Raw genomic sequence first — 25,875 nt, 5'->3', positions numbered from 1 at the left:
GTCCTATGTATCACAGCAGCTTATCCAATTCCGTGTCGAAATTAACCTGCCTGTTCAAGTTCGTGTCATCGCCGCTTTACCTGTACCATCCTCTGCCTTGGGGCCCCTGAACAGGCAGAATGGCTTGCAATCGCTGGACACTCCGCGAATTATCCTTACAAAATCAATAGCACTTTTGACCGCCCAGACCGGAGTATCGCAGTTGTCCCTATTCCTCATCGCGGCCCTTCCCTTCCTCGGAGCTGTATTCCCAGCCCTTTTGATCCGGGCTGGACGAAACGCAGCAGCCTCGGCCGCTGGGTTGACCACTTTTCTGGCGCTGATGGGGCTGTTGATTCACATCCCAACCGTGATGCGCGGCGAGGTCGTTACCGCCCGGTTCGACTGGATTCCGGCACTGGGCCTAAACGCCAATTTCATGTTGGACGGCCTTGGGTTTCTGTTCGCGCTGCTGATCCTTGGCATCGGTTTGCTGATCATCCTCTACGCCCGGTTCTATCTATCGCGCGAAGACCCGATGGGGCAGTTTTACACCTATTTGCTGCTGTTTCAGGGAGCGATGGTGGGAATCGTTCTGTCGGACAATATCCTGCTTTTGCTGATATTCTGGGAACTTACCTCGCTTAGTTCATTCCTTTTGATCGGATATTGGAAACACCTCCCCGAGGGACGACAGGGCGCGCGTATGGCGCTGGCTGTGACCGGCTCTGGCGGCTTGGCGATGATTGCGGGGATGCTGATCCTGGGCAATATCGTTGGCTCTTATGACCTAAGCGTCATTCTCCAGAACAAAGAGCTGATCCAGTCTTCACCCTATTACATGCCAGCGCTGATCCTGATTTTGCTGGGGTGTTTCACCAAATCGGCACAGTTCCCCTTCCATTTCTGGCTGCCACACGCGATGGCCGCCCCTACGCCAGTATCAGCCTATCTGCACTCGGCCACGATGGTGAAGGCAGGGTTGTTTCTGATGGCCCGCATGTGGCCCGTTCTGGCGGGTACTGATGCGTGGTTCTACATTGTGGCCACAACCGGCCTGGTAACCATGCTGATCGGGGCCTGCATCGCCCTGTTCAAAGACGATCTCAAGGCGCTGCTGGCGTTTTCGACCGTGTCGCATCTGGGTCTGATAACCATGCTGCTGGGGTTTGGAACCAAGATAGCCGCCGTTGCTGCCATCTTCCACATCATCAACCATGCGACGTTCAAAGCAGCCCTGTTCATGACCGCCGGGATCGTGGATCACGAGGCCGGGACCCGCGACATCAAGCGACTGGGCGGATTGCGCCATTTGATGCCCATCACCTTCACCATCGGGACGATTGCCGCACTTTCCATGGCCGGTCTACCTCCGCTGAACGGGTTTCTGTCCAAGGAGATGATGCTGGAGGAAACGGTCCACACAACCTGGCTGCATTCGCATTATCTTGTGCCCGGACTGGCGCTGCTGGCGGCCTTGTTCTCTGCAGCCTATTCGTTCCGCTTTGTTGGTCACGTGTTCCTTGGTCCAGTACGCGACGATTACCCAACCCATCCACATGACCCACCGGCCGGGCTTTGGCTTGCACCCGCTTTCCTGGTCGTGCTTGTCGTCCTGATCGGTCTTTATTCCAACGCCATCGTAGGTCCGCTGGTGGCGGTTGTTTCAAGTGCGGTAATCGGGGGCGAGAAACTGCCCTATTATTCGCTGAAACTCTGGCACGGGTTTACGCCTGCCCTATATATGTCCGCGTTCGCGACACTGGGTGGCCTGGCCTTGCTGGCACTGCATCGGCGCGGTGAGTTTATCTGGAATGCGCTGCCCAGACCCGAGGCGAAGACCATTTTTGACGCAGTGATCGCTGCGCTTACGACAACCAGCCGCTGGGTCACAGATACTCTGCATAACGGGGTCCTCAGCCGGTATGCCGCCATCCTGATCGTCTTTACGGTTGGGCTGGGATATTATGCATTCGCCACCGGATCTATTGGCGTTGAAACACGCACGCCCCTACCCGTTCAGATCATTCCGTTCATTGGCTGGATCTGCCTGATCGCCGCGACGCTGGCCATCATGTGGTTTCACCGCAACCGGCTGTTGTCCTTGGTGCTGATCGGGGTCGTGGGCCTGATCGTCTCGATGGCCTTCAACTATCTGTCCGCACCCGACCTTGCCCTGACACAGATTTCTGTCGAGGTAGTGACGATGATCCTGCTGTTGTTGTCACTGAACTTCCTGCCCACGGACACGCCCTGGGACAGCAGCGCGGCGCGGCGTTGGCGGGATGCGGCAATTTCGGTCGTGGCAGGCATCGGATCAGGTGCGTTGATCTACGCGTTGATGCTGCGGGATTTCGGTTTCCCGAGCATTTCCGAATTCCATCTGGCCAACTCCTATAAGGGCGGCGGAGGCACCAATGTGGTCAACGTGATCCTGGTGGATTTCCGTGGCTTTGATACCTTCGGCGAAATCATCGTTCTGGGCATTGCCGCCCTGATCATCTTTGCCCTGACCGAGGCGGTTCTGGAAACCAATGTCCGGGGGTATTTGCTGAACCGTAAACCGCACTGGCCGCAATCGGGTGACTCTCATCCGTTGATGATGGTCGTGGCGACAAGAGTGATGATGCCGATCGCGCTGATGGTCGGGGCCTATATCTTTTTCCGCGGCCATAACCAACCAGGAGGAGGGTTCATCGCCGGTCTGGTCGTCGCCATCGCCTATCTGATGCAATATATGGCCAGCGGCTATACCTGGGCCATCGAACGGCAACGGTTCTATTACCACGGCACAATCGGCTGGGGCGTTCTGATCGCCGCAGCAACTGGAATTGGCGCATGGTTCAATGAACGTCCCTTCCTGACCAGCGATTTCGGATATCTGAATTGGCCGCCGCTGGAAGAGTTCGAATGGGCAACCGCCATGCTGTTCGATACCGGCGTGTTCCTTGCGGTTTTGGGCGCGGTGATGCTGGCACTGGATAGCCTGTCCCGCTTGGCCTGGCAGCCCGGCATGGCGCAGGAATTCCCAATGGATATCAACCCGCTGCGGGACGATCCGCCCGAAGAAGAACAAGAAGAAAAGGAGCGGGTCTGATGGAAGCGCTCGTAGCCTCTGCGGTTGGCGTGATGACCGCCGCCGGGATTTTCCTGATCCTGCGTCGCCGGACTTTTCCGGTCATTCTGGGCCTGTCTCTGCTGACCTATGCGGTGAACGTCTTTTTGTTTGCCACCGGGCGGCTGGCTTTGGACGCGCCGCCGGTTCTGAACAAATATGAAGAGGTCGCCTATACCGATCCCTTGCCGCAGGCCCTGGTGCTGACCGCCATCGTGATTTCATTCGGGATGACTGCGGTGATCGTGATGATCTCGCTTTCGGCTTACCTGTCGGCCAAGGATGACCACATCGACATGGCCGCGCATGACAATACGGACGCGCCGGGAGAAGACGCATGAACCATTGGATCGTTGCGCCAGTCGTCCTGCCCGCGATTCTGGCTCCGTTCATCATCATGGTCCTGCGATACCACCTTGATTTGCAGCGCATATTCTCGGTCGCCGGTGTCGTGGCACTGCTTGGCATCGCCCTGACAATCACCGCACAGGCCGCAGGTGGAGACATTCTGGTCTATGAGTTGGGCAACTGGCCAGCGCCCTTTGGAATCGTGCTGGTGCTGGATCGGTTATCTGCCATGATGGTCTTGCTGACCGCGCTTTTAGCCCTTCCGATAGTGCTTTATTCGATTGCCTCCGGATGGGATGCACGCGGCAAGCACTTTCATCCCTTATTCCACTTTCAGCTTATGGGCGTATGCGGTGCCTTTCTGACAGGTGACGCCTTTAACCTGTTCGTGTTCTTCGAGGTATTGCTGATCGCGTCCTACGGTTTGATGACGCACGGCGGTGGAGCCGTTCGGCTCAAGGCAGGCGTGCAATATGTCGCCTACAACCTTTTGGGCTCAACGCTGTTTTTGTTTGCCCTTGGCACGCTCTATTCAGTGACCGGCACGCTGAACATGGCGGATATGGCTGTACGGATTGCCGAGCTTCCGCTCGAAGACACCGCTCTGATAAGAGTGGGTGCTGCCCTGTTGCTGCTGGTATTCTGCATTAAGGCTGCAGTTCTGCCGCTGCATTTCTGGCTACCGGCCAGCTATGCGAATGCTCCTATGCCAGTTGCCGCGCTGTTTGCGATCATGACAAAGGTCGGGGCGTACTCGATCTTGCGCATGTACACGCTTGGCTTTGGCCCCGAGGTTTTGGTTGCGCATGATCTTGTGATCAACTGGCTGCAACCTGCCGCTTTGGTAACTTTGGCGGTTGGTACAATCGGCATATTGGGCTCACGACACATCGCGCGCCTTGTGGCTTTTTGCGCCATCGCGTCAATGGGTACCCTGCTGATCGCAATTTCCCTGTTCACCGAAACGGCCACTGCTGCCGCTTTGTTCTATATTTATCATTCGACACTGGCGACGGCACTGTTGTTCCTGATTGCTGATCTGGTGATCGAGCGGCGCGGAGGCGCAATTGCCCCAAAGCACCCAATGGCACAGACCGGACTGATTTCCGCACTGTTCTTTATTGGTGCGATTGCTTTGGCCGGGATGCCGCCCCTTTCCGGGTTCATTGGCAAACTGCTGGTCCTGGACGCCGCGCGAGATGCACCAGACGCAAATACGGTCTGGGCTGTGGTATTGATCGGCTCATTCGTAACCATAGTAGGGTTGGCCCGCGCCGGAACTTTGATCTTTTGGAAAAGCCATGACGCCAGCTTGACCACCGACCAAGCCGATACAACTGACGGCGAGACCGCCTTTCAGGCAGCCCCGGAACCTTCGCCCGGGTTGGCCTTTACGTCGGTATTTGCTTTGATCATCGGTCTGGTCATGCTGACATTGTTTGCCGGGCCTGCAATGAACTACGCTACCAGCACAGCGGAACAGTTGTTTGCACCCGAAAATTACATCTCGGCCGTGTTAGGGGTGGAAGAATGAAAAAACTGCTTCACCGGATATTCCCGCACCCGCATCTGACTTTCCTGCTGACGGTTGTGTGGATTTTGCTGGCAAACACACCATCGCTGAATTCACTGGTGTTTGGCCTTGTGCTGGGGATTATCATCCCCTTCGTCACACAGCCGTATTGGCCAGACCGGCCCGTTCTTCGGAATTGGCCGATGATCACCGAATACATATTGGTGGTTCTATGGGACATTGTTGTCGCCAATATGACAGTTGCCAGGATCATCCTGTTCAAACGGGATTCCGACCGTGAACCGAACTGGGTCTGCATTCCGCTGGAACTGCGCACACCCGAAGCGATTACGGTTCTGGCCGGGACAATCACCATGACCCCCGGCACCGTCAGTTGCGATCTGTCAGCGCAGGGTCACAACTTACTGGTACACTGCCTCGATGCGCCAAACCCGGACGAAGTACGCGATCAAATCAAGCAACGATACGAGCGCAGGCTAAAGGAGATTTTCGAATGATCGAGCTAGCAATCTACTTTGCCTTTGCCTGTTTCGGCGCAGCCATCATGATGTGCCTGTGGCGGATCATTACGGCCGATGGAGTGGGCACCCGGGTTCTGGCGCTGGACACGATGGTGATCAACACAATCGCCCTTATGGTGCTTTACGGGCTGTTTCTGGGGACCGAGATTTTCTTCGAGGCCGCCATGATCATCGCAATGCTCGGCTTTGTCTCAACCGTTGCCTACGCGCGCTTTATGCTGCGCGGCAATATCATCGAGTGAGGGCGACATGTCGGTAATTTTTGAGTTTCTGGTCGCCTTCTTCCTGGTTGTTTCAGGCATATTTGGTTTTGTCGGATCGTACGGAATGATCAAGCTAAAGGACCCGATGTCCAGGCTCCATGCCCCCACCAAAGCGACAACGCTTGGGGTGGGTGGCGTTCTGATCGCCTCAATCATCCATTCCGTATTGATCGAACATCACCTGTCTCTGCACGAGCTGCTGATCACGCTGTTTCTGTTCCTGACTGCTCCGATCACGGCCCTGTTTATTGCCAAATGGCATATTCACCGCCATGAAAAGCCCCAGGATCTGCCGGACGCGGGTGAGGACAAAATCTGGGCCACACATGCGGTCGAACAGGTCGAAGACGTTCCTGATCACAGAAACACCTGATACCTATGTATAGACCTCCGCTGCCCCTGACCCGCGATCTGGTTCTTATCGGCGGCGGTCATACGCACGCGCTGGTGTTGCGAAAATGGGGGATGAACCCTCTGCCTGGCGCGCGCCTGACGGTCATCAACCCCGCGCCTTCAGCCCCCTATTCAGGGATGCTGCCCGGTTTCGTTGCCGGTCATTATCGCCGGGGTGACCTGGATATTGATCTGGTGCGCCTGGCTCGCTTTGCGGGGGCACGGGTGATATTGGGTGCCGTCGAAGGGTTAGACCCTGACCGGCAAGAGGTACATGTGCCCGGCCGACCGCCCGTCGCCTATGATGTAACCTCGGTTAATGTTGGCATTACATCCGACATGCCGGCCCTACCTGGATTTTCCGACCATGCGGTCCCCGCAAAACCGTTAGGGTCTTTTGCCGCCAGGTGGGCCGAGTACCAATCTGGTGCAGGCGCCGCCTCGGTCGCCGTGATCGGCGGTGGTGTTGCCGGGGTCGAGTTGATCATGGCGATGGCGCACGCTTTGCGTTCCGCAAACCGCAGCGCCCGATTGACCCTGATCGACAATGCTCGGGCCCTGACCGCGATTGGCGCAAAGGCGGCCTCGATCATTCGCAATGCGATGGCTGACCTTGGCATCGACGTGATCGAACAGGCCGCCATCGTCGAAATTCATGCGGATCACATCCGGTTGGAGGACGGGCGCCAGATTGCAGCTGAATTCGTGACGGGGGCGGCGGGGGCCAAACCCTATGGTTGGATGGCGCAGTCCGGGCTGGATCTTCACGATGGATATATCACGGTGAATAGCAGGCTGCAGTCCAGCAATCCTTTTGTGTTCGCAGCCGGCGATTGTGCCCATCTGTCAGAAAACCCCAGACCAAAAGCAGGTGTTTATGCCGTCCGAGAAGCCCCGATTCTTTATGACAATCTTCGGGCCTCACTGGGTGTCGGAAAGATGCGCCCCTATCATCCGCAAAAAGATTACCTCAAGCTGATATCGCTGGGTGGGAAATCCGCATTGGCCGAGCGATTGGGAACCTCGCTCAGTGGTCCGTTGATGTGGAAATGGAAGAACCATATCGACCAGAATTTCATGAATAAGTTCCGGAATCTGCCGCAGATGAAAGCAGCAGAGTTGCCCCGCGACCACGCTTTGGGCGTGCCCGAAGTCCTGGGTGAAAAGCCCATGTGCGGTGGGTGCGGCGCAAAGATTGGGCGTCGCGCTTTGCGCAGTGTTCTGTCTGATTTACCGCCCCCCGATCGGCAAGACGTAATACCGCTTTCAGGTGACGATGCGGCTTTGCTTCTCACCGGCGGCGCGCGGCAGGTGATGACCTCGGACCATTTGCGCAGCTTTACCAATGATCCGGTTTTGATGACACGGGTCACGGCCATTCACGCATTAGGTGATATCTGGGCGATGGGTGCGGCACCGCAGGCCGCCACCGCGACGATTATTCTGCCTCGGATGTCACCCGCACTGCAACAACGTACCATGTCAGAAATCATGGCCACCGCTAGTGACGTCATCCGCGCAACCGGGGCCGAAATCGTCGGAGGCCACAGTTCGATGGGGGATGAGATGACCATCGGGTTCACTCTGACCGGCCTGTGCGAAAACGACCCGATCATCTTGTCCGGGGCCCGCAAGGGCGACGCTTTGATCCTGACCAAGCCGATTGGCAGCGGCGTGATCATGGCCGCCGAAATGGCCGGTTTGGCCAATGGCATCTGGGTCGCAGAGGCGTTCCGCCACATGGTTCAGCCGCAGGGCGAAGCCGCGCGCATTCTGTTCAGCGCCCATGCGATGACCGATGTGACCGGGTTTGGTCTGGCAGGGCATCTGCAAGGTATTTGCGGTGCCTCTGGCTGCGGTGCGGTAATTGCTCTGGATGCGGTTCCCGTGATGGCCGGGGCCGTAGAGCTCAGCGCAAGCGGTGTTCGGTCCACGATCTTCGAGGACAACCGCGCCATCGCGCCTGAACTCGCCAACGGACCCAAGGCTGATCTTCTTTTCGATCCTCAAACCGCCGGAGGGCTATTGGCCGCTGTCCAAGCCGATGACGCGCCAGGCCTGTGTGCAGACCTACGTGCGGCTGGATATCCAGCAGCAATCATCGGCATGATCGACGATACGCCGGGTTTAAAACTTCAGAGCTGATCCAGGACCTGTTCGACCCGCACAGCGACCTCTTTCAGACCGGTACTTGCCAGCGAGGGCACCTGGATCGAGGCTACAATTTCGGCGCTGTGTACGCGCGCCGACTTGGCATAAGCCGGGTCGTAATGCTGTTCCATAAGTGACCGTGTAAGGGCCAACTTGTTACCGCCGTCAATCAGCGCAAACCACCCATCCACCACCTCATGCCCACGGTGAGACCTCAGCGGCGACAGGAGATCTTTCAACCGCTCGGCATCGCTGAGGACATCGTCATATGCCGAGACCAGATATTCCGCGCGCGCTTCTATCGGGGCATCAATCTGAATGCGCACGGCCGCACACATGGCGGACCAAAGCCTCGGTGGCAGGATCAAAGAGCCGATTTTGGACGATTCCGCTTCGACTACGACGGGACGGGTGGGGTCAAAACCACAAAGTTCTTCGGCCAGCGCGGATTCGAATGCCTTTTGACTGGGTTGTCCGCCCGGTATTGCCCCCAGCAACGACCCCCGGTGATTGGCAAGCCCTTCGAGATCCAGAACCTGGACACCACGTTCCTGAAGGTGTGTAAGCAGCTCGGTCTTTGCTGTGCCCGTATACCCATCCAGGAGGACGAATTGAAACGGCAACGGATCGTCATACAGATACCGGCTCACCAAGCGGCGATAAGCCCGATAGCCGCCCTCGACAACCTCGGCCCGCCAGCCAATCTGTTGTAGCATCCAGGTAAACGAACCAGATCTCTGCCCACCGCGCCAGCAATATACAAGGGGTTTCCACCCCCCTTCGTGATGGGACAGGCTGTGTTCAATGTGGTTGGCCGCATTCCTGAAAACCAGAGCCGCCCCTAGCTTGCGGGCCAGAAACGGGCTTTCCTGGACATAGATCGTCCCGACGCGCGCCCGTTCGTCGTTATCCAGAACTGGCAGGTTGATAGACCCGGGCAAATGATCCTCGGCAAATTCAGCCGGGCTGCGCACGTCTATGGTTGTGTCGAACTCATACGCGTATAACTGCTGAAGGCTGGTGATTTTCAGAACCATGTCAACGATCTAACCCGCGTTGAACCGGATGGAAAGGCACGGTGTCAACCTGCGATGGGATCGACAAGCGTCGGTCCACTGGCCCGATTGGAATTGACGCCCGGATCGACACGATGAAAGCCAAGAGTACCTTCCTGCCCCGGAGACAGCAGCTGCGCAGCCCCCTTGCCCACTTCACCCAGCCATAAAGGCCAGTTTTCAGGTTCAACAATCAGGGGCATGCGGTGATGAATTCTGCCCAGATTGCGGTTCGCTTGTGTCGTAACGACTGCGCATGTTCCCTTCTGGTCGCCCTCGGGTCCCCAATCTTGCCATACCCCGCCAAAAGCAATCGGGGCCCCGTCTTTTCTGAAAATATACCAGGGCAGCCGGTCTCCGCTCTCGGTTTTGGTCCATTCATAAAACCCGCTGGCAACGATCAGACATCTGCGTTCTCTGCAGGCCGCCCTGAAAGCCGGTTTTTCAGCTAGCGTTTCGGCGCGGGCATTGATCAACAATGGCCCAGCGGTTTTAGACTTGTACCAGTGTGGTAAAAACCCCCAACGCAAGGCATCCAGCTGACGCCCGGTTTCGCCTGCCCTGACCACATGCACCTGACATGTCGGACAAACGTTGAAATTCGGGACAACAGGCAGAGCATTGGCCGGGCGCGCAGAAAACAACTGGGCCATGGCATCATTTGGAAGGGTTATTGCAAACCGTCCGCACATAGGTAATGAACTTTCAACAATCGTTTTCTACAGGCACAGGTTCTCACGGGGTCATATGCAAAATCAAACGGCGAAAACCTTAAAAGTCAAAGCTGTCGCAGCGCTGGAAGAAGGCAAATTCCAGGCTGCGCTGAAAAAGGCTCAACTTGGCGTAAAAAAGTTTCCGACCGACTCGGATTTTCATGCCATTTCCGGTTTTGTTCTGACCGAGATGAAACAGTATAAAAGGTCGATCCCGCATTTTGTCGAAGCCGCGCGGATGAAACCTGATGATCCGCAATTCGTCGAAAACCTCGCCAATGCTCTTATGCAAACCGGCCAGATGGCCAAAGCCTTGGAATATGCCGAACTCAAGGCCGAAAAATTCCCAGCCAGCAAGGAACTGAACCGGGTCATTGATGAGATTACGCTGAAAGGACAGAATTGGCGCCTGATCATTGATCACGTGACCAAAAAACTTCAAAGCGACCCTGAAAATGTCAGCCTGTTGTCGACTCGTGCCCGCGCCTATGGCCGCATCGGTTATATCGAGCACAACTCACGCGATATAACCAAGGCGTATGAATTGGCACCGGACAACGAAAAGATAGCCTTTCAAAAAGCCGTAAATCTGCACCAGAGTGGCGACAAAAAGGGATGCGCCAATATTCTGCAGGGCATCTACGCCAAAGAACCCTTCCATGTTGCCACCCTTCTTCAGCTTTCGACAATGTCCAGCAAAGAGGACGCCCCGAAACTGATGGAGGCGGTTGAAGCAGCGATATCCGAAAGCGTACACGAGCTGTCGGAACTGGAATTTGCCAAGGCCCACCTGATCCAAAAAACCGATAGCCTTGGCGCAGCACTGCCGCAATTTGCACGTGCCAATGCCATCCAACACAACGTCAAACCCTATGATTTAGAGGCGGAAGAACAGAAGTTCGAACGTATCACTGGCCTGTTCCCTGTAGGAGGAAGAGTTCCTTGGTCCGAACAAACCGATCAGCCGGTTCCGATCTTCGTTCTGGGCCAGCCGCGCTCTGGCACGACGCTCATGGAAATGATGCTGAGCTCCGCGCCAGACATTGCTGGCTGCGGCGAACTGACGGTTGGGGCCGATCTTTCGCGCGACTACGCACAACATCGCAAGACCTTCGATTCCACTGCCGCAGCGAAATATGCCAAAGAGTTCCGAGAGTTGATGCCGCCGATCCCCGATGGCTCGACCGCTTTTGTTGACAAGATGCCCCACAATTTTCAGCGGGTCGGCTTCCTGTTGTCGGCATTCCCAAACGCCAAGATAATAAACATGCTGCGTGATCCGCGCGATGTTGGTCTTTCGAAATGGATCCGCCGGTTCCCTGCGGGTGGCATGAACTATGCCTCGAATCTTGAGACCATTGCCCATTCTGCCAACCTATATCGTCACTATATGGCGCATTGGGATGCTGTTTTTGGCGACAAGATCCTGACCGTTCCATATGAAAAGCTTGTCGCGGACCCCGAAACCTATAGCAAGCAGGTCGCCGCTTTCTGCGACCTCGAATGGACCGAGACGATGATGCGTCCGGAAGAGAATACCAAACAGGTCCGGACTGCCAGTATCGACCAGGTTCGCAACAAAATCTCAACCAAATCCATTGGGGGATGGCGATCTGTGTCGGAACATATCCAGCCCATGCTTGCGGGTTTTGATACAGGGCTTTGGCCGGAATACGACATTGATCAAGGCTGAAGGTTAGCTGAATGAAATAGGGCCGCATCCGAAGGTGCGGCCCTTTTCGTTTCGCTCTGGTCGCCTTACTTTTGCTTGATGCGACCGTCCAGATAAGGCTGGTAAGGCGCGTTTTCGGCTAGGTATTCCGCCGTGACATCCGCCAGATCCGGGCCAAAGTCATAGGCATTTTTATCGTCGCCTTCGAACATACTGTACCCGTCACCGCCATTTCTGACGTAGTTATTGGTAACGACAAGGTAAGTCGCCGCCGGATCAATCGGGGTAAGCCCATCGCCGTTGGATACCATGACCTCTGATACGCGCCCTTCGTTTGGTGCCACCGATGCGTCCCAAACAAAGGTCAGACCGGCAACCTGCGGAAAGCGGCCCTTGACCTCTTCTACCTGGCTCACGCCGTTTTCAAGCGCGTCAACGATGCCTTGTCCGCTGATCTCAAAGGTTGAAAGCGTATTCTGGAACGGCAGCACGGTCAGAACTTCACCCATGGTCACATCGCCAGGGTCAATCGAAGCACGCAAGCCGCCAGAGTTCGCAATCGCGATATGAACGCCCTGATCAGCAACCCGCGCAAGCATGGCATCAGCGACCAAATTGCCCATCTGACATTCCTGAACACGACAGATCGAACGGTCACCCTCAATCGCCTCAGACGTGCTGGCCACGACCTTATTGCGGATTTCGTCCAAAGGAGCGGCCAGTTCCGCGATACGGTCCAGCGAGGCCTGATCTTCGGCCACGTTGTTGTCCATGATCAGCGGCTCACCAGCCGCCGCGATAACATTTCCGTCGTCATCAAAAGTGACATTCAGCTCGCCCAGGAATTTGCCATAGGCATAGGCCTGAATGATCTGCACGCCATCGACCACTGTCGGATAGGGGCCAACAGCCTTGTCAGAAACGTTGGACAAATATGTATTGGAATGCCCACCTACGATTACGTCAACGCCTGTCGTTTCCTGTGCAACACGCTGGTCGACAGCATATCCCGAATGGCTGAGAACGATGATCTTGTTCACGCCTTCCGCGGTTAGCTTGTCCACTTCGGCCTGAACCGCGGGAACCGGGTCCGAGAATGTGATGTTCGGGCCAGGAGAGGCCAGTTCATGCGTGTCTTCCGGCGTCAGGCCAACAAGGCCGACTTTTTCTCCGCCGACTTCGATCACTGTAGACTTTTTGATCTTGCCACTCAGCAATTCTTCGCCTGAAAAATCCGCGTTCGACATCAGCACCGGGAAATCAACCGTGTCGATAAAGCCGCGCAGGACTTCCGGGCCATCATCGAATTCGTGGTTGCCCACGGTCATAGCGTTATAGCCCAGTTTGTTCATGAACTCGGCCGCGACCTTGCCCTTGTAATAGGTATAGAACAACGAGCCCTGAAATTGATCGCCGCCATCTACCAGGATCGAGTTTTCGGCACGCCCGCGGGCTTCTTCCACTGCTGTTACGAGACGGGCAGATCCGCCAAAACACTTGCCTTCGGCGTTGTCATCTGAACTACAGCCGCTGTCATATTTGTTGATCGGCTCGATACGCGAATGAAAGTCGTTGGTGTGCAGAATGGTCAGTTTATATTCGGCGGCGGCCATTCCTGCAGTCAAACCCAGCACAGCAGCCGAGGCTAGGAAACGGGTGAACATATTTTAACTCCCTTTGTTAATTGCCAAGATGTTGCGCCGCCTTCAGCAAAGAGTCAAAGGGGGAAATCCGGCTTGAATCTAGCCGCAGCGCGGGGCATGACCGTTCTATGCTGATTTACAAGATTTTCCGCGCCAACGAATGGACGGCGCTGCAGACCGATGGCGCCACGGATGGTGCTCCGATTGATGTTTCGGACGGTTTTGTCCACTTTTCGACAGCTGAACAAGCTGCGGAAACCGCTGCCAAGCATTTTGCCGGCGCCGAAGGTTTGACGCTGTTGGCCTGCGATGCTGACGCGATGGGCGAGGAACTGAAGTGGGAGGTTTCGCGCGGGGGCGCTCTGTTTCCGCATCTCTACCGTCAGATCCGCATGACCGACATAGCTTGGTCCTGCCCCCTGCCCTTTGACGGCAACGCGCATCGCTTCCCGGACGACATGAAATGACGGAATATATCGACCCGGATCGCGCCCAGTTCGAAGCCTTCAAGGTGCTGGATCGTGACCACCCGATCGAGATGATGAACCTGGTGAGGTTCCGCAGCCGGGCCGAATATCCATCGGGGCACGAACTGGCCAAAAGCGGTCTGTCGGGCGCTCAGGCTTATCGAAATTATGGGATCGAAACCGGGCCGATCATTGCCCGCCTTGGGGCAAAGATCATTTGGCGCGGCGCGTTTCAGACTACGTTGATTGGCCCAAAGGATGAGCTATGGGACGCGGTATTTATCGCGCGTTACCCATCGGCCCATGCCTTTCTGGAAATGATATCCGACCCTGATTACAAACAGGCGGTCGTGCATCGTCAGGCTGCGGTGAAGACCTCTCGCCTGATCCGATGCGCGCCGACCGAAGGCGGAGAAATGTTTGGATGAAACTGACTGAAAAGCTGGGGCTGGCTGCCCTGCACCGGTTGGATCCGGAAACCGCACATACCCTGTCGATCAAAGCCCTGAAGGCAGGGCTTGCGCCTGAACCAGGACCGGTTACGTCACAGCGTTTGCGGACCAAAATCGCGGGGCTGGATCTGCCCAATCCGGTTGGTCTGGCCGCAGGGTTCGACAAGAACGGAGAGGTTCTTGGCCCCCTGTCTCGCGCCGGGTTTGGGTTCATCGAAGTCGGTGCCGTTACCCCACGCCCGCAGCCCGGCAATCCCAGGCCGCGCCTGTTCCGCCTGACCGAAGACAAGGCTGCCATCAACCGCTTTGGCTTTAACAACGAAGGGATGGAGGCCATGGCCCGTCGTCTGGCGGCGCGCCCCAGGGATGCGGTGATCGGACTGAACCTTGGTGCGAACAAAGACAGCGATGATCGCCCCGGCGACTTTGCCAAGGTACTGGCCCATTGTGGGGCGCATCTGGATTTCGCTACGGTCAACGTGTCATCTCCGAACACTGAAAAGCTGCGGGATTTGCAAGGCAAAGCGGCGCTGAGCGCTCTGTTGAGCGGCGTGATCGAAACCCGAAACACCCTAATGCGCCCTCTACCAGTATTCCTCAAGATCGCCCCCGATCTGACCGAGGATGAGCTGCGGGATATCGCCGAAGTGGCCCATGAATCGGGCGTTGATGCGGTCATCGCCTCGAACACCACTTTGTCGCGCGATGGGTTGCGCAGCGCACACAGAGACGAAGCAGGCGGCCTGTCCGGCGCGCCTTTGTTCGAAAAATCCACCCGCGTTCTTGCCCGGTTTAGCCATTTGACCGACGGTCAGATTCCGTTGATCGGCGTTGGTGGCATCAGCACAGCAGAACAGGCCTATGCCAAGATATGCGCCGGTGCTTCGGCCGTGCAATTCTACACCGCGATGGTTTTCGGTGGTATCTCACTTGCAGCGGAAATCGCGCGAGGCTTGGATGACTTGCTGGCGCGCGATGGGTTTGAAACAGTTGCGCAGGCCGTTGGAAGCAAAAGACAGGACTGGATATGATCGAATACTGGCACAATCCCAGATGCTCTAAGTCTCGCGCAGGGCTCGCTTTGCTTGAGGAAAACGGAGCGCAGGTCGAAATTCGCAAATACCTTGAGGATACGCCCTCGGCAGACGAAATCCGGGCCGTACTTACACGCCTTGATATCCCCGCCATCGACCTGATGCGGACTAGCGAAAAGCTGTTCAAGGAACTGGGCCTAACCAAGAATACCGCTCAGGATGACCTGATCACAGCAATGGCGGCCCATCCGATTTTGATCGAGCGTCCGCTTGCAATCAAAGGGGACAACGCAGCCATTGGTCGCCCTACGGAATCCCTTCTGGACCTTCTTTAGGCGACCAAAGCCTCAAGCTTGGGGTATCGCCATCCCAGCGTGCAGGCACGCGCGATGTTCAAGATCATCAGCGCGGCCCAAAGGCCGTGATTGCCGAGCGCAGGCACCAATATGAACAGGGCCAAAACATAAATCGCAACCGAATGGATCATCGCATTGCGCATTGCGCGCGTCCAGGTCGCGCCTATGTAGATGCCGTCAAACATCCAGCTTGCCACACCGATCACCGGCGCCAGCGCCGCCCAGACCAGATACTCGCGTGCGGCTAGTCGCACCTCAGGTGCAGTTGACATCAGGTCGATCAACGCTGGCCCGGCCAGATAGAAAACCGCACCAAGTACAAATGCACCCCCTACCCCCCATTGCGAAGCCATGGCCGCGGCTCGGCGCACCTGATGCCGATCCCGCGCGCCAATGGCGCCGCCGACCAGTGCTTCGGCGGAAAAGGCGAACCCATCCAGTGCAAAGGCGGTAATTTCGAGAAACTGCAGCAAGACCTGATTGGCTGCCAGATTAACATCCCCCAGATCCGACCCGACGAAGAGGAATGTGGTAAAGGCGCCGGTCAGCAATACCGAACGGACCATGATGTCGCCATTCACCTGCATCATCCGACGCAGACGCGTGGGATCAAAAATTCGCGGCCAGTCACGCCATTGATTCCCGGTAAAAGCACTGCGGCACAGCCAGAGACCCAGTGCCAGCCCGCTCCACTCGGCGATGAGCGTCGCGATGGCCACCCCCTCGACGCCCCAACCCAGACCAAGCACAAACCACAGATCCAGGAGAATATTCAGCCCGTTCATCCAGACCTGCAGGACAAAGACCCCACGCGTACGTTCAATCGCAATCAACCAGCCAGTGATGGCGAACAGCGCAATCGTTGCCGGCGCACCCCAGATGCGTATCCGCAAATAGTCGCGGGTCAGCGCCTCAACCTCGGGGCTGGCGGGGGAAAGGGCAAAAGCCCCTTTGAACAAAAGGACTTGGGCCAATATGAAAACCATACCTGCCGCACTGCCCAGCAATATGCCCCGCATCAGCAGCGCACCGGTTTCTGCAGTGTCACCTGCCCCGCGCGCCTGCGCCGCCAGGCCGGTGGTCCCCATCCTCAGAAAGCCGAATATCCAGTAGATCGAGGCCAGAATCACGGCCCCCATCCCAACAGCCCCAATCGGCGCAGCCAGACCCATCTGCCCGACTACGCCAGTATCCACGGCCCCAAGGATCGGAACCGTGGCATTCGACAGCACGATGGGCGCTGCAATTTTAAGCACGCGCCTGTGCGTGATTGGTGCCGAGGCGTCTTGCATGGAAATCTACTCAGCTTTCGATTTGGACTGCGGCATCAGAAAATGCCCGCTGGCCTGTGCGAAAGGTCGCTGATGATTGTCCTGCCACGCTTCGACACGAACCGACGCATACCGGCGCCCTAATCGGCGAACAAAGGCACGCGCATAGGCATCCCGAGGCAAGCCCGATCGCAGGTAATCAACAGTGAAATCGACTGTTTTTGGAAACATGATGGTTTCATCTTGAAAGACCGTGCTGGCATCCAATTCGCCGTTTTCGATCCGGGGAAAGAAATACTCCCAACTCAGGGTGATAACCGCGGTTACTTCCAGAAAGGCAGCCGTCACACCACCATGAAGCGCCGGAAGCATCGGGTTTCCGATCAGCTTTTGGTCAAAGTTCAGTACCCCGGTCAACTCATTTCCCCGCCGGTCAAATTCGATTCCGAGAAACTGAATATATGGAACACCATCCACGATTGCCTTCAGTGCTGCATCGCGACGCTGTTCGATAAGCTGCATGGCTTCGGGCCGAGGTCGTGACATCATCGGCTCTCCACTGTGAATGAACCGGTGGCGGTTGCCACGGGCAGGTCCTTGTCCTCATCCATCGCAGTTGCGCGGACAAAGGCCACGTTTCTGGTGATGTGATAACAGACAGCATGTGTCGTAATGCTCTGCCCTGGCGTCGCCGGGCGCATGTAGTCTATCCGCAGATCTATTGTCGCGGTGGCGCCGGGCGAAGAAGGATGGCACATGACCGCGGAACCGCAGCAGGTGTCAAGCAGGGCAAAAACCGCCCCGCCATGGATCACACCCGTGCGTGGATCACCGATCAGTTCGGCCTTGTAGGGCATCGAAATCTCGGCCTCGCCATTACCCATTTTGGTGAGTGTCAAACCCAAAGCTTTGGCATGCGGAATGGCCTCAATAAACTGTCGTGCTATAGCAGCTTTGTCGACCATCTACTTGTGTCCTCTCTGTTTCTCCCTTTATGAGCGTCAGGCTAGCAAAAGAGCAAGCCCGCCTGTTGCGCTTGAACTCGCCACGTCCTACGCTGTTTCGAAGGAGACCAGGAATGCCCGACAACCGTTTGTCATTCAAAGAGATGTGCGCCGAGTTTGACGTGACTCCACGTACCCTGCGCTACTATGAATATATCGAACTTCTGCAGCCTGACCGCGAAGGCCGAACTCGCTTTTACGGGCCTAGGGAATGCGCTCGGATGACGCTGATCATGCGGGGACGGAAATACGGATTTCCACTGGAAGATATCCGCCAGTGGCTGCTGATCTACGAAGATCAGGGGAATCAGGCACAGATGAAGGCCTTCATCGAAATGGCCGAACATCAGCTTGTCGAACTGAACAATCAGAAAAAACAGTTGGATGAAGCCATAGATGCCTTGGAACAAATGCGTGACCAGACCGCGAAATTGTTAGACTAGGCATTGCTGCCCAGTTGATCGCGTTTACTATCGGATTTGCCAAAGCCAAAAACAGACCCTTCCTGGGCTCTTTTACCCTTTCAGCATGCTTTCCCGTGTTTGGAAAATTGCATCTGGAAGGTGATCTGACGTGACGTCCTGAAATTCCCTGCAGTAGAAACCTTGACGCGAACGGAAGTTACGTCAACTTATTTGTGACGCAGCGTTCGCGTTACGTGAACGGCATCTACGTGCTGTAAGACGCGCATCGACTGCGCAAATCAGCTTAACGAAGGCCAGTTACAAGAGTGCAGAAACCATGACCGAAGATCTGATGACCATTCGTGAAATGTGCGAGACCTATGATGTCACGCCGCGCACATTACGTTTTTACGAGGCAAAGGAACTTTTGTTTCCGATCCGCGAAGGGCAGAAACGACTGTTCACCAAAAGCGACCGGGCGCGTCTCAAGCTGATCCTGCGAGGCAAACGCTTTGGCTTCAGCCTGGAAGAAATTCGCCAGCTTCTTGATTTGTATCACGTAGGTGATCAGCAGGTTACACAGATGACCCGCACCTATGAGATCGCGTGCGAGCGGCTTGCCGATATGGAATCCCGGCGTGAAGAGCTGACCCAGGCCATTGACGATCTAAAAGAACAGTTGAGATGGGGCGAGAAAGTGATCGCCTCGATCAAGAGCGACAAAAAGGCCGCAGAATAACCCCGGCGGCACCCACCCACCGGACAAGCGAAACTAAGGAAGTTCCCAATGCCCGTATACAATGCACCAACCAAAGACATGCAGTTCGTATTGCACGAAGTGCTCAATGTATCGGGATCGGACATCCCGGGTTATAGCGAGCTTGAACCTGATTTTACCGGCGCTGTTCTAGAAGAAGCCGGTAAGGTGGCGACAAATGTTCTGCACCCGCTGAATACAATCGGTGATACCGAAGGATGTCGTTTGGAAAACGGTGTGGTATATACCCCTACTGGCTTTAAAGACGCATTCGGTCAGATGAAGGAAGGCGGCTGGACCGGCCTGGACATGCCCGAAGAATTCGGCGGCCAGAACATGCCTTATGTCATCGGCTCTGCCGTGGCCGAGATGTTTTCCGCCTCGAACCAGGCGTTCACCATGTATCAAGGTCTGACCCACGGCGCAGCCTCGGCCATTCTGGCGCACGGCACCCAAGAGCAGAAAGAAACCTATCTGCCGAACATGGTTAGCTGCGATTGGACCGGCACCATGAACCTGACCGAACCGCATTGCGGCACCGACCTGGGTCTGATGCGCACCAAGGCTGAACCGCAGGCGGATGGCTCCTACAAGATTTCCGGTCAGAAGATCTTTATCTCGGCTGGTGAACACGACATGGCCGACAACATCATTCACCTGGTGCTGGCCAAGATCGTGGGCGGCCCCGAAGGCATCAAGGGTGTATCCCTGTTCATCGTTCCTAAATTCATGGTGAACGAAGATGGCAGCCTGGGTGAACGCAACGGCGTATCGGTCGGCAACATCGAAGAAAAGATGGGCATCCACGGCAACTCGACCTGCGTCATGAACTATGACGAGGCAACCGGCTATCTTTTGGGCGAAGAGCATAAAGGCATGCGCGCGATGTTCACCATGATGAACGAAGCCCGTATGGGTGTAGCCATGCAGGGTCTGTCCCAGGCCGACGCGGCCTATCAGAACGCGGTGGAATACGCCAAAGACCGCCTGCAGGGCCGCGATGTGACCGGTGCGAAAAACCCGGACGGTCCAGCCGATCCGCTGATCGTGCATCCCGACATCCGCCGCAGCCTGATGGATCAGAAAAGCTTTACCGAGGGTGCCCGTGCCTTTGTTCTGTGGGGAGCGACCATGATCGACAAGGCCCACCGCTCTGGTGACGATGCCGCCGATGGCCTGATCTCACTGCTGACGCCGGTCCTCAAAGGGTTCCTGACCGACGAAGGCTATGACATGACGGTCAAGGCCCAGCAAGTCTATGGCGGCCACGGCTACATCGAAGAATGGGGCATGTCGCAATATACCCGCGACGCCCGGATCGCGATGATCTACGAAGGCGCAAACGGCGTTCAGGCGCTTGACCTTGTGGGCCGTAAACTTGCCCAAGATGGCGGCAAACACGTCATGGCGTTTTTCGAAATGGTCAAAAACTTTTGCAAGGAAAACGCAGGTCAGAACGAAGCCTATGATACGGCGTTTATCGAACCGCTGAAAGCGGCCTCCAAGGATCTGCAGGCCGCTGCCATGTACTTTATGCAAAGCGGCACCAAGAACCCCAACCATGCGCTGGCTGGGTCGAATGACTTCATGCACATGTTCGGTCATGTCTGCCTGGGCCTGATGTGGGCACAGATGGCAAAAGCCTCTTATGCCGCACTTGAAGCCGGGACTTCGGACACCGAGTTCTACGAGACAAAGATTACCACCGGCCAGTTCTACATGGCGCGTCGCTTGCCAGCCACCGGTCTTCATCTGACACGCATCCAGAGCGGTGCGGATACTGTCATGGGCCTGGACGCGGCAAGCTTCTGATCTCTGACCGGCCCCAGACCATCTTGGGGCCGGCCATTCGAAAGGCTCGATATGCCAAAACGATTTCGCCTAACACGCCGTTTCCCGGTCGCCATGACCGAAGACGGCTATCGCAAACTCAGAGGGTTCGCGCGCGAGGCTGGTCTGGACGAAGGTGAGGCACTGTCATTCCTGTTCGAGAACTTCAACAGTGTCATCGACGAAGAGAGCCTGACGCACCGTTTGCGTATCTTCAATTCCGAACTTGAAGAACGCAAACGATAAGAAAACAGACCCGCCCAAAAAAGGGCGGGCTACATGATACAGCACATCGCACTGACTCATGTGCCAAGGGAGGCAAATGATGACCATCAAACTGCATTGTTTCGGCGTCAGCGGAAACTCGTACAAGGCGGCGCTGGCTCTGGAGTTATCAGGGTTAGAATGGGAAGCCGTCGAAGTCGACTTCTTCAAAGGAGTGACACGCACTCCCGAATTTCGTGCCACTGTCAACGAAATGGGTGAAGCGCCCGTCATGATTGATGGCGACTTTCGCACCAGTCAGTCCGGGGCCATTCAGACTTATATAACTGAAAAGACAGGTATGTTCGGAGGAAAGACGCAGGAAGAGAAATACGAGGTACTGCGCTGGGTGCTGTGGGACAATCACAAACTCAGCTCGATGGCAGGCCTGACCCGTTTTTTGATCAACTTTCTGCCGGAAGAACATCGCAACCCAGATGTGATCGCATTCAACCAGGGTCGTCTGAAGGCTGCGTATCAAGTCCTGGATGCACATCTGAACGGTCGCGACTGGATCGTTGGGGACGGCGTAACCAATGCTGATCTCAGCTGCTGTGGCTATCTCTACTATCCTGAACCCTTCGGCTTTGACCGCACCGAATGGCCAAATATCGACGCCTGGCTGACACGCTTGTCCCAGCAGCCTGGCTGGAAACACCCCTACGACCTGATGCCCGGCTCTGTGCCGGATCGAGCTTAAGGAGAAAACTATGACCGACGCATATATCTATGACGCCCTGCGTACCCCGCGCGGCAAAGGCCGCAAGGATGGCAGCCTGCACGAGCTGACTTCGGCGCGCCTGTCCTCGCTGACATTGAACGCCGTAAAAGAGCGGAACAATCTAGAGGGCCACGCCGTAGAGGACGTCATCTGGGGCAACGTAACCCAGGTTATGGAACAGGGCGGCTGTCTGGCACGAACCGCAGTGCTGGGTTCTGATCTGGATGAATCGATCCCCGGGCTGGCGATCAACCGGTTCTGCGCGTCCGGGATGGAAGCCGTGAACCTGGCTGCTAACCAGGTCAAGGGCGGCGCAGGCGACGCATACATTGCAGGCGGTGTCGAGATGATGGGCCGCGTGCCTATGGGCAGCGATGGTGCCGCGATTGCGGTTGATCCCTCGCTGGCGATGAACACCTACTTTGTGCCGCAGGGTATTTCGGCTGACATCATTGCCACTGAATACGGTTTCTCTCGGGATCAGGCCGACCAATTGGCGATGGAATCGCAGCGCCGTGCAAAAGCTGCGTGGGACGACAACCGGTTCTCGAAATCGGTCATCACCGTTAAGGATCAGAACGGCCTGACCATTCTGGACCATGATGAATACATGCGCCCCGGCACGGACATGCAAAGCCTGGGTGGCTTGAACCCCGCATTCCAGATGATGGGCGAGCAAATGCCCGGCTTCGACAACGTCGCAAAGCTGAAATACCCGCATCTGGAAAAGATCAATCATATCCACCACGCGGGTAACAGCTCGGGCATCGTGGATGGTGCGGCGGCAGTTCTGATCGGCAACAAGGAATTCGGCGAGAAGTACGGCCTGAAGCCGCGCGCACGCATCAAGGCCACGGCCAAGATCGGCACCGACCCCACCATTATGCTGACCGGTCCGGTTCCGGTGACTGAGAAAATCCTCGCCGACAACGGCATGAAAATCAGCGATCTCGACCTGTTCGAAGTGAACGAAGCCTTTGCCTCGGTTGTTCTGCGCTTCCAGCAGGCATTCGATGTCGATCCGGCTTTGGTCAACGTCAATGGCGGCTCGATCGCAATGGGCCACCCGCTGGGCGCGACCGGCGCGATGATCATCGGCACCCTGCTGGATGAGCTTGAACGTCAGGACAAGGAAACCGGGCTGGCCACGCTTTGCATCGCATCTGGCATGGGTGCAGCAACGATCATCGAGCGCGTCTGATGCCCAAGCTGGATCTCTCTCAGATTCCGTTTCAGGGCGGCTCGGCCTATCCCGGCAAGCTGGCCGAGGCGACCGCAGGCCGTTTTGTTCAGCGCCTCGGTGATGCGGGCGGGCTAACCCAGTACGGGGTCAACATCGTACGGCTTGAACCGCAAGGCATGTCCTCGCTGCGCCACTACCATATGGAGCAGGACGAGTTTGCAATCATGCTAAGCGGCACCTGTACGCTGATCGACGACGATGGCGAGCATGAAATGCAGCCCGGCGATTGCGCCGCATGGCCCGCAGGTGAAGCCAACGGCCATCACCTTGTGAACAACACCGATGCGCCTGCGACCTTTCTGGTGGTGGGCACACGGACCCCGAACGAGACCGGCTATTACAGCGACTTAGACATGATGGTGAAGGATGATGAGAACGGATTCTCTTTCACCCGGAAAGATGGCAGCCCGCTAACGGCTGACCAGATTGGAGATGACAATGACTGATTTCACTCTGAGCAAAGACGCGGACGGCGTCGCCATTATCACCTGGGACGTCCTGGGAAAGTCCATGAACGTGATGTCTTTTGACGGCTTCGCACAGTTGAGCGATTGCATCGATCAGGCACTTGCCGATGACGAGATCAAAGGCATCGTTATCACCAGCGGGAAAGAAGGTTCGTTCGCCGGTGGCATGGACCTGAACCTGCTTGCGGTGATGAAAGAACAGGCGGGTGACAACCCCGCCAAGGGCCTGTTCGAAGGCACCATGAATATGCACGGCGTGCTGCGCAAGATCGAGCTGGCGGGCATGGACCCCAAGACCAAGAAAGGCGGCAAGCCGATTGCAACCGCCCTGCCCGGTACAGCCGCAGGCATTGGCATGGAACTACCGCTGTCGACGCATCGCATCTTTGCAGCCGAGAATCCAAAGGCGAAATACGGCCTGCCTGAAATCATGGTTGGCATCTTCCCCGGCGCTGGTGGCACCACCCGTATGGTCCGCAAGGTCGGTGCGATTGCAGCCGCTCCGCTGTTGCTGGAAGGCAAGATGCTGGACGTCAAAAAGGCGAAAAGTGCAGGCTACATCGATGAGATCGCAGAGGATCCAGTTGCCGCGGCAAAAGATTGGGTGCTGAACGCCAAAGATGCGGACATTGTGAAGCCTTGGGATGCCAAGGGTTACAAAATGCCCGGTGGTGCGCCTTACCACCCTGCCGGTTTCATGAATTTCGTCGGCGCCTCGGCTATGGTGAATAGCAAAACCCAGGGTGCGTTCCCTGCCGCCAAGGCGTTGCTAAGCGCTGTTTACGAAGGTGCGCTGGTTGATTTCGACACCGCGCTGAAGATCGAAGCCCGTTGGTTCACCTCCGTTTTGATGAACCCGTCTTCGGGTGCCATGATCCGATCACTGTTCCTGAACAAGGAAGCCTTGGAAAAAGGCGCCGTGCGTCCTGCGGGCGTACCGGATCAGTCAGTCAAGAAGATCGGTGTTCTGGGCGCTGGCATGATGGGTGCGGGTATCGCACTTGTATCGGCGCAGGCCGGTATGGAAGTTGTTCTGGTCGACCGCGATCAGGAAGCAGCAGACAAAGGCAAAGCCTATACCGAGACGTACCTGGACAAAGGTATGAAGCGCGGCAAGGTTACGGCTGAAAAGAAAGAGGCCATGCTGGGCCGCATCACCGCGACCCCTGACCTTGATCATCTGAAGGGCTGTGACCTGATCATCGAAGCCGTCTTCGAAGACATGGGCGTCAAGGCCGAGATGACCAAAAAGGTCGAGGCGATCATTCCCGAGGACTGCATCTTTGCCTCGAACACCTCGACCCTGCCGATCAGCGACCTGGCCAAAGCTTCGGTGCGTGCGGATCAGTTCATCGGCATCCACTTCTTCTCGCCCGTCGAGAAGATGTTCTTGGTCGAGATCATCAAAGGCAAGGAAACCGGTGATCGCGCAGTGGCCAAGGCGCTGGACTATGTGCGCCAGATTCGCAAGACGCCTATCGTGGTCAACGATGCCCGCTTCTTCTACGCCAACCGCTGCATCATTCCCTACATCAATGAAGGTGCCCGGATGGTGACCGAAGGCGTCAGCCCGGTTCTGATCGACAACGCGGCACGCCAGTTGGGCTTCCCTGTCGGGCCTATCCAGCTGACTGATGAGACCTCGATTGATCTGGGTGCCAAGATCGCACGCGCGACCAAGGCCGCGATGGGTAACGAATATCCTGAAAGCCCGTCCGATAATCTGATCTTCTGGATGGAAGAACAGGGCCGTCTGGGCCGCAAGGCAAACGCGGGCTTCTTCGACTATGACGAAAAAGGCAAGCGCGTCGAATATTGGAAGGGTCTGCAGGACAAGTATCCGCTCGCAGAGGATCAGCCCGACCTAATCGAAGTGCAGGAACGCCTGATGTTCGCTCAGGTTCTGGAGGCCGTCCGCGCATTGGAAGAAGGCGTTCTGGAAGACATCCGCGAGGGTGACGTCGGCGCAATCTTGGGCTGGGGCTTTGCACCTTGGTCAGGTGGCCCACTGAGCTGGCTGGACATCATCGGCACCCCTTATGCGGCCGAGCGTTGCGATCAGTTGACCGCACAATATGGGGAACGGTTTACCTGCCCGCCGCTGCTGCGTGAGATGGCAGATAAAGGCCAAAGCTTCTACGGGCGGTTCAACCCCGAAGCCAAGGCTGCCTAAACAGTTGGTGCTGGCGTAAGAGACCTTACGCCAGCACCCTGCTTG

General features: G+C 56.5%; 26 protein-coding genes. 20 read left to right on the top strand and 6 right to left on the bottom strand.

The annotated features are described in order from the left end of the window. Positions 1-202: 202 nt before the first annotated feature. Genes AC2FLG_RS08345 through selD form a run of 7 tightly spaced genes read left to right on the top strand, consistent with a single transcriptional unit; the run spans position 203 to position 8,298 of the window. The gene (locus tag AC2FLG_RS08345; protein ID WP_496706086.1) at positions 203-3,076 is read left to right on the top strand and encodes a monovalent cation/H+ antiporter subunit A; all 2,874 of its coding nucleotides are present in this window, start codon (positions 203-205) and stop codon (positions 3,074-3,076) included. Next, positions 3,076-3,435: a Na+/H+ antiporter subunit C gene (locus tag AC2FLG_RS08340; protein ID WP_142632852.1), complete on the top strand. Its 360-nt coding sequence runs from the start codon at positions 3,076-3,078 to the stop codon at positions 3,433-3,435. The genes AC2FLG_RS08345 and AC2FLG_RS08340 overlap by 1 nt, the downstream gene beginning before the upstream one ends. Then, positions 3,432-4,976: a monovalent cation/H+ antiporter subunit D gene (locus AC2FLG_RS08335; protein ID WP_496692433.1), complete on the top strand. Its 1,545-nt coding sequence runs from the start codon at positions 3,432-3,434 to the stop codon at positions 4,974-4,976. The genes AC2FLG_RS08340 and AC2FLG_RS08335 overlap by 4 nt, the downstream gene beginning before the upstream one ends. Beyond that, a complete protein-coding gene (locus AC2FLG_RS08330) occupies positions 4,973-5,473 on the top strand; it encodes a Na+/H+ antiporter subunit E (protein ID WP_496692434.1) in 501 nt (166 codons plus the stop codon). Before AC2FLG_RS08335 ends, AC2FLG_RS08330 begins: the two co-directional genes overlap by 4 nt. Continuing rightward, positions 5,470-5,739, top strand: coding sequence for a K+/H+ antiporter subunit F (locus tag AC2FLG_RS08325; RefSeq protein ID WP_142632846.1), 270 nt, complete (start codon positions 5,470-5,472; stop codon positions 5,737-5,739). Before AC2FLG_RS08330 ends, AC2FLG_RS08325 begins: the two co-directional genes overlap by 4 nt. Before the next feature lie 7 nt (positions 5,740-5,746). Continuing rightward, positions 5,747-6,133, top strand: coding sequence for a Na+/H+ antiporter subunit G (locus AC2FLG_RS08320; RefSeq protein ID WP_142632844.1), 387 nt, complete (start codon positions 5,747-5,749; stop codon positions 6,131-6,133). Between the two features lie 5 nt (positions 6,134-6,138). Continuing rightward, the gene (selD, locus tag AC2FLG_RS08315; RefSeq protein ID WP_496705805.1) at positions 6,139-8,298 is read left to right on the top strand and encodes a selenide, water dikinase SelD; all 2,160 of its coding nucleotides are present in this window, start codon (positions 6,139-6,141) and stop codon (positions 8,296-8,298) included. Here the strand turns inward: selD and mnmH are convergent. Beyond that, entirely contained in the window at positions 8,289-9,341 is a 1,053-nt protein-coding gene (gene mnmH / locus AC2FLG_RS08310; RefSeq protein ID WP_496705803.1) for a tRNA 2-selenouridine(34) synthase MnmH, read from the bottom strand. The genes selD and mnmH overlap by 10 nt on opposite strands. A gap of 44 nt (positions 9,342-9,385) precedes the next feature. Beyond that, positions 9,386-10,051: an SOS response-associated peptidase gene (locus tag AC2FLG_RS08305; RefSeq protein ID WP_496705801.1), complete on the bottom strand. Its 666-nt coding sequence runs from the start codon at positions 10,049-10,051 to the stop codon at positions 9,386-9,388. 55 nt (positions 10,052-10,106) lie between these two features. On the opposite strand from AC2FLG_RS08305, the gene AC2FLG_RS08300 reads away from it, so the two are divergent. Further along, complete coding sequence (locus AC2FLG_RS08300) at positions 10,107-11,765, top strand: tetratricopeptide repeat-containing sulfotransferase family protein (RefSeq protein WP_496705799.1); 1,659 nt, start codon at positions 10,107-10,109, stop codon at positions 11,763-11,765. Between the two features lie 65 nt (positions 11,766-11,830). On the opposite strand, the gene AC2FLG_RS08295 is transcribed toward AC2FLG_RS08300, so the two are convergent. Continuing rightward, positions 11,831-13,408, bottom strand: a complete 1,578-nt coding sequence (locus AC2FLG_RS08295; RefSeq protein ID WP_496700619.1) for a bifunctional metallophosphatase/5'-nucleotidase — start codon at positions 13,406-13,408, stop codon at positions 11,831-11,833. A 107-nt stretch (positions 13,409-13,515) separates the two neighbouring features. Here AC2FLG_RS08295 and AC2FLG_RS08290 point away from each other — a divergent pair, with 107 nt between their 5' ends. From AC2FLG_RS08290 to arsC, 4 genes are read left to right on the top strand one after another with little or no spacing between them, the layout of a single operon-like run. After that, positions 13,516-13,854: a DUF952 domain-containing protein gene (locus AC2FLG_RS08290; protein ID WP_496692441.1), complete on the top strand. Its 339-nt coding sequence runs from the start codon at positions 13,516-13,518 to the stop codon at positions 13,852-13,854. Then, the gene (locus AC2FLG_RS08285; protein ID WP_496705797.1) at positions 13,851-14,282 is read left to right on the top strand and encodes a DUF1330 domain-containing protein; all 432 of its coding nucleotides are present in this window, start codon (positions 13,851-13,853) and stop codon (positions 14,280-14,282) included. The genes AC2FLG_RS08290 and AC2FLG_RS08285 overlap by 4 nt, the downstream gene beginning before the upstream one ends. Next, positions 14,279-15,337 carry a quinone-dependent dihydroorotate dehydrogenase gene (locus AC2FLG_RS08280; RefSeq protein ID WP_496705795.1) on the top strand — a complete coding sequence of 353 codons (1,059 nt, stop codon included), beginning with the start codon at positions 14,279-14,281 and terminating at the stop codon, positions 15,335-15,337. The genes AC2FLG_RS08285 and AC2FLG_RS08280 overlap by 4 nt, the downstream gene beginning before the upstream one ends. After that, on the top strand, positions 15,334-15,675 hold the full coding sequence (gene arsC, locus AC2FLG_RS08275) for an arsenate reductase (glutaredoxin) (RefSeq protein ID WP_142632827.1): 342 nt from the start codon (positions 15,334-15,336) through the stop codon (positions 15,673-15,675). The genes AC2FLG_RS08280 and arsC overlap by 4 nt, the downstream gene beginning before the upstream one ends. Here arsC and AC2FLG_RS08270 read toward each other — a convergent pair. The 3 genes from AC2FLG_RS08270 to AC2FLG_RS08260 are packed head-to-tail and all read right to left on the bottom strand — an operon-like array spanning position 15,672 to position 17,932. Continuing rightward, on the bottom strand, positions 15,672-16,988 hold the full coding sequence (locus tag AC2FLG_RS08270; RefSeq protein ID WP_142632825.1) for an MATE family efflux transporter: 1,317 nt from the start codon (positions 16,986-16,988) through the stop codon (positions 15,672-15,674). The genes arsC and AC2FLG_RS08270 overlap by 4 nt on opposite strands. A 6-nt stretch (positions 16,989-16,994) precedes the next feature. Beyond that, positions 16,995-17,513, bottom strand: a complete 519-nt coding sequence (locus tag AC2FLG_RS08265) for a PaaI family thioesterase (RefSeq protein WP_271948008.1) — start codon at positions 17,511-17,513, stop codon at positions 16,995-16,997. Further along, positions 17,513-17,932, bottom strand: coding sequence for a PaaI family thioesterase (locus AC2FLG_RS08260; RefSeq protein WP_142632821.1), 420 nt, complete (start codon positions 17,930-17,932; stop codon positions 17,513-17,515). Before AC2FLG_RS08260 ends, AC2FLG_RS08265 begins: the two co-directional genes overlap by 1 nt. A gap of 113 nt (positions 17,933-18,045) precedes the next feature. On the opposite strand from AC2FLG_RS08260, the gene AC2FLG_RS08255 reads away from it, so the two are divergent. The 8 genes from AC2FLG_RS08255 (at position 18,046) to AC2FLG_RS08220 (ending at position 25,830) form a co-directional block, all read left to right on the top strand. Continuing rightward, positions 18,046-18,414: a MerR family transcriptional regulator gene (locus AC2FLG_RS08255; protein ID WP_142632819.1), complete on the top strand. Its 369-nt coding sequence runs from the start codon at positions 18,046-18,048 to the stop codon at positions 18,412-18,414. Between the two features lie 298 nt (positions 18,415-18,712). Continuing rightward, positions 18,713-19,114 carry a MerR family transcriptional regulator gene (locus tag AC2FLG_RS08250; protein WP_142632817.1) on the top strand — a complete coding sequence of 134 codons (402 nt, stop codon included), beginning with the start codon at positions 18,713-18,715 and terminating at the stop codon, positions 19,112-19,114. A gap of 48 nt (positions 19,115-19,162) precedes the next feature. Then, positions 19,163-20,944, top strand: a complete 1,782-nt coding sequence (locus AC2FLG_RS08245) for an acyl-CoA dehydrogenase C-terminal domain-containing protein (RefSeq protein ID WP_496705794.1) — start codon at positions 19,163-19,165, stop codon at positions 20,942-20,944. A gap of 51 nt (positions 20,945-20,995) precedes the next feature. Next, positions 20,996-21,208 carry a hypothetical protein gene (locus AC2FLG_RS08240; protein ID WP_142632813.1) on the top strand — a complete coding sequence of 71 codons (213 nt, stop codon included), beginning with the start codon at positions 20,996-20,998 and terminating at the stop codon, positions 21,206-21,208. Between the two features lie 79 nt (positions 21,209-21,287). After that, a complete protein-coding gene (locus AC2FLG_RS08235) occupies positions 21,288-21,926 on the top strand; it encodes a glutathione S-transferase family protein (RefSeq protein ID WP_142632811.1) in 639 nt (212 codons plus the stop codon). A gap of 10 nt (positions 21,927-21,936) precedes the next feature. Continuing rightward, entirely contained in the window at positions 21,937-23,148 is a 1,212-nt protein-coding gene (locus tag AC2FLG_RS08230; RefSeq protein WP_281971800.1) for an acetyl-CoA C-acetyltransferase, read from the top strand. Further along, on the top strand, positions 23,148-23,636 hold the full coding sequence (locus AC2FLG_RS08225) for a cupin domain-containing protein (protein ID WP_142632807.1): 489 nt from the start codon (positions 23,148-23,150) through the stop codon (positions 23,634-23,636). The genes AC2FLG_RS08230 and AC2FLG_RS08225 overlap by 1 nt, the downstream gene beginning before the upstream one ends. Next, on the top strand, positions 23,629-25,830 hold the full coding sequence (locus tag AC2FLG_RS08220; RefSeq protein ID WP_496701474.1) for a 3-hydroxyacyl-CoA dehydrogenase NAD-binding domain-containing protein: 2,202 nt from the start codon (positions 23,629-23,631) through the stop codon (positions 25,828-25,830). Before AC2FLG_RS08225 ends, AC2FLG_RS08220 begins: the two co-directional genes overlap by 8 nt. Positions 25,831-25,875: the final 45 nt, after the last annotated feature.

This window comes from Ruegeria sp. CDSA193 (genome assembly GCF_059611885.1).
The sequence above is the reverse complement of the archived record's forward strand: the minus strand, read 5'-3'. Positions and strand labels throughout refer to the sequence as shown.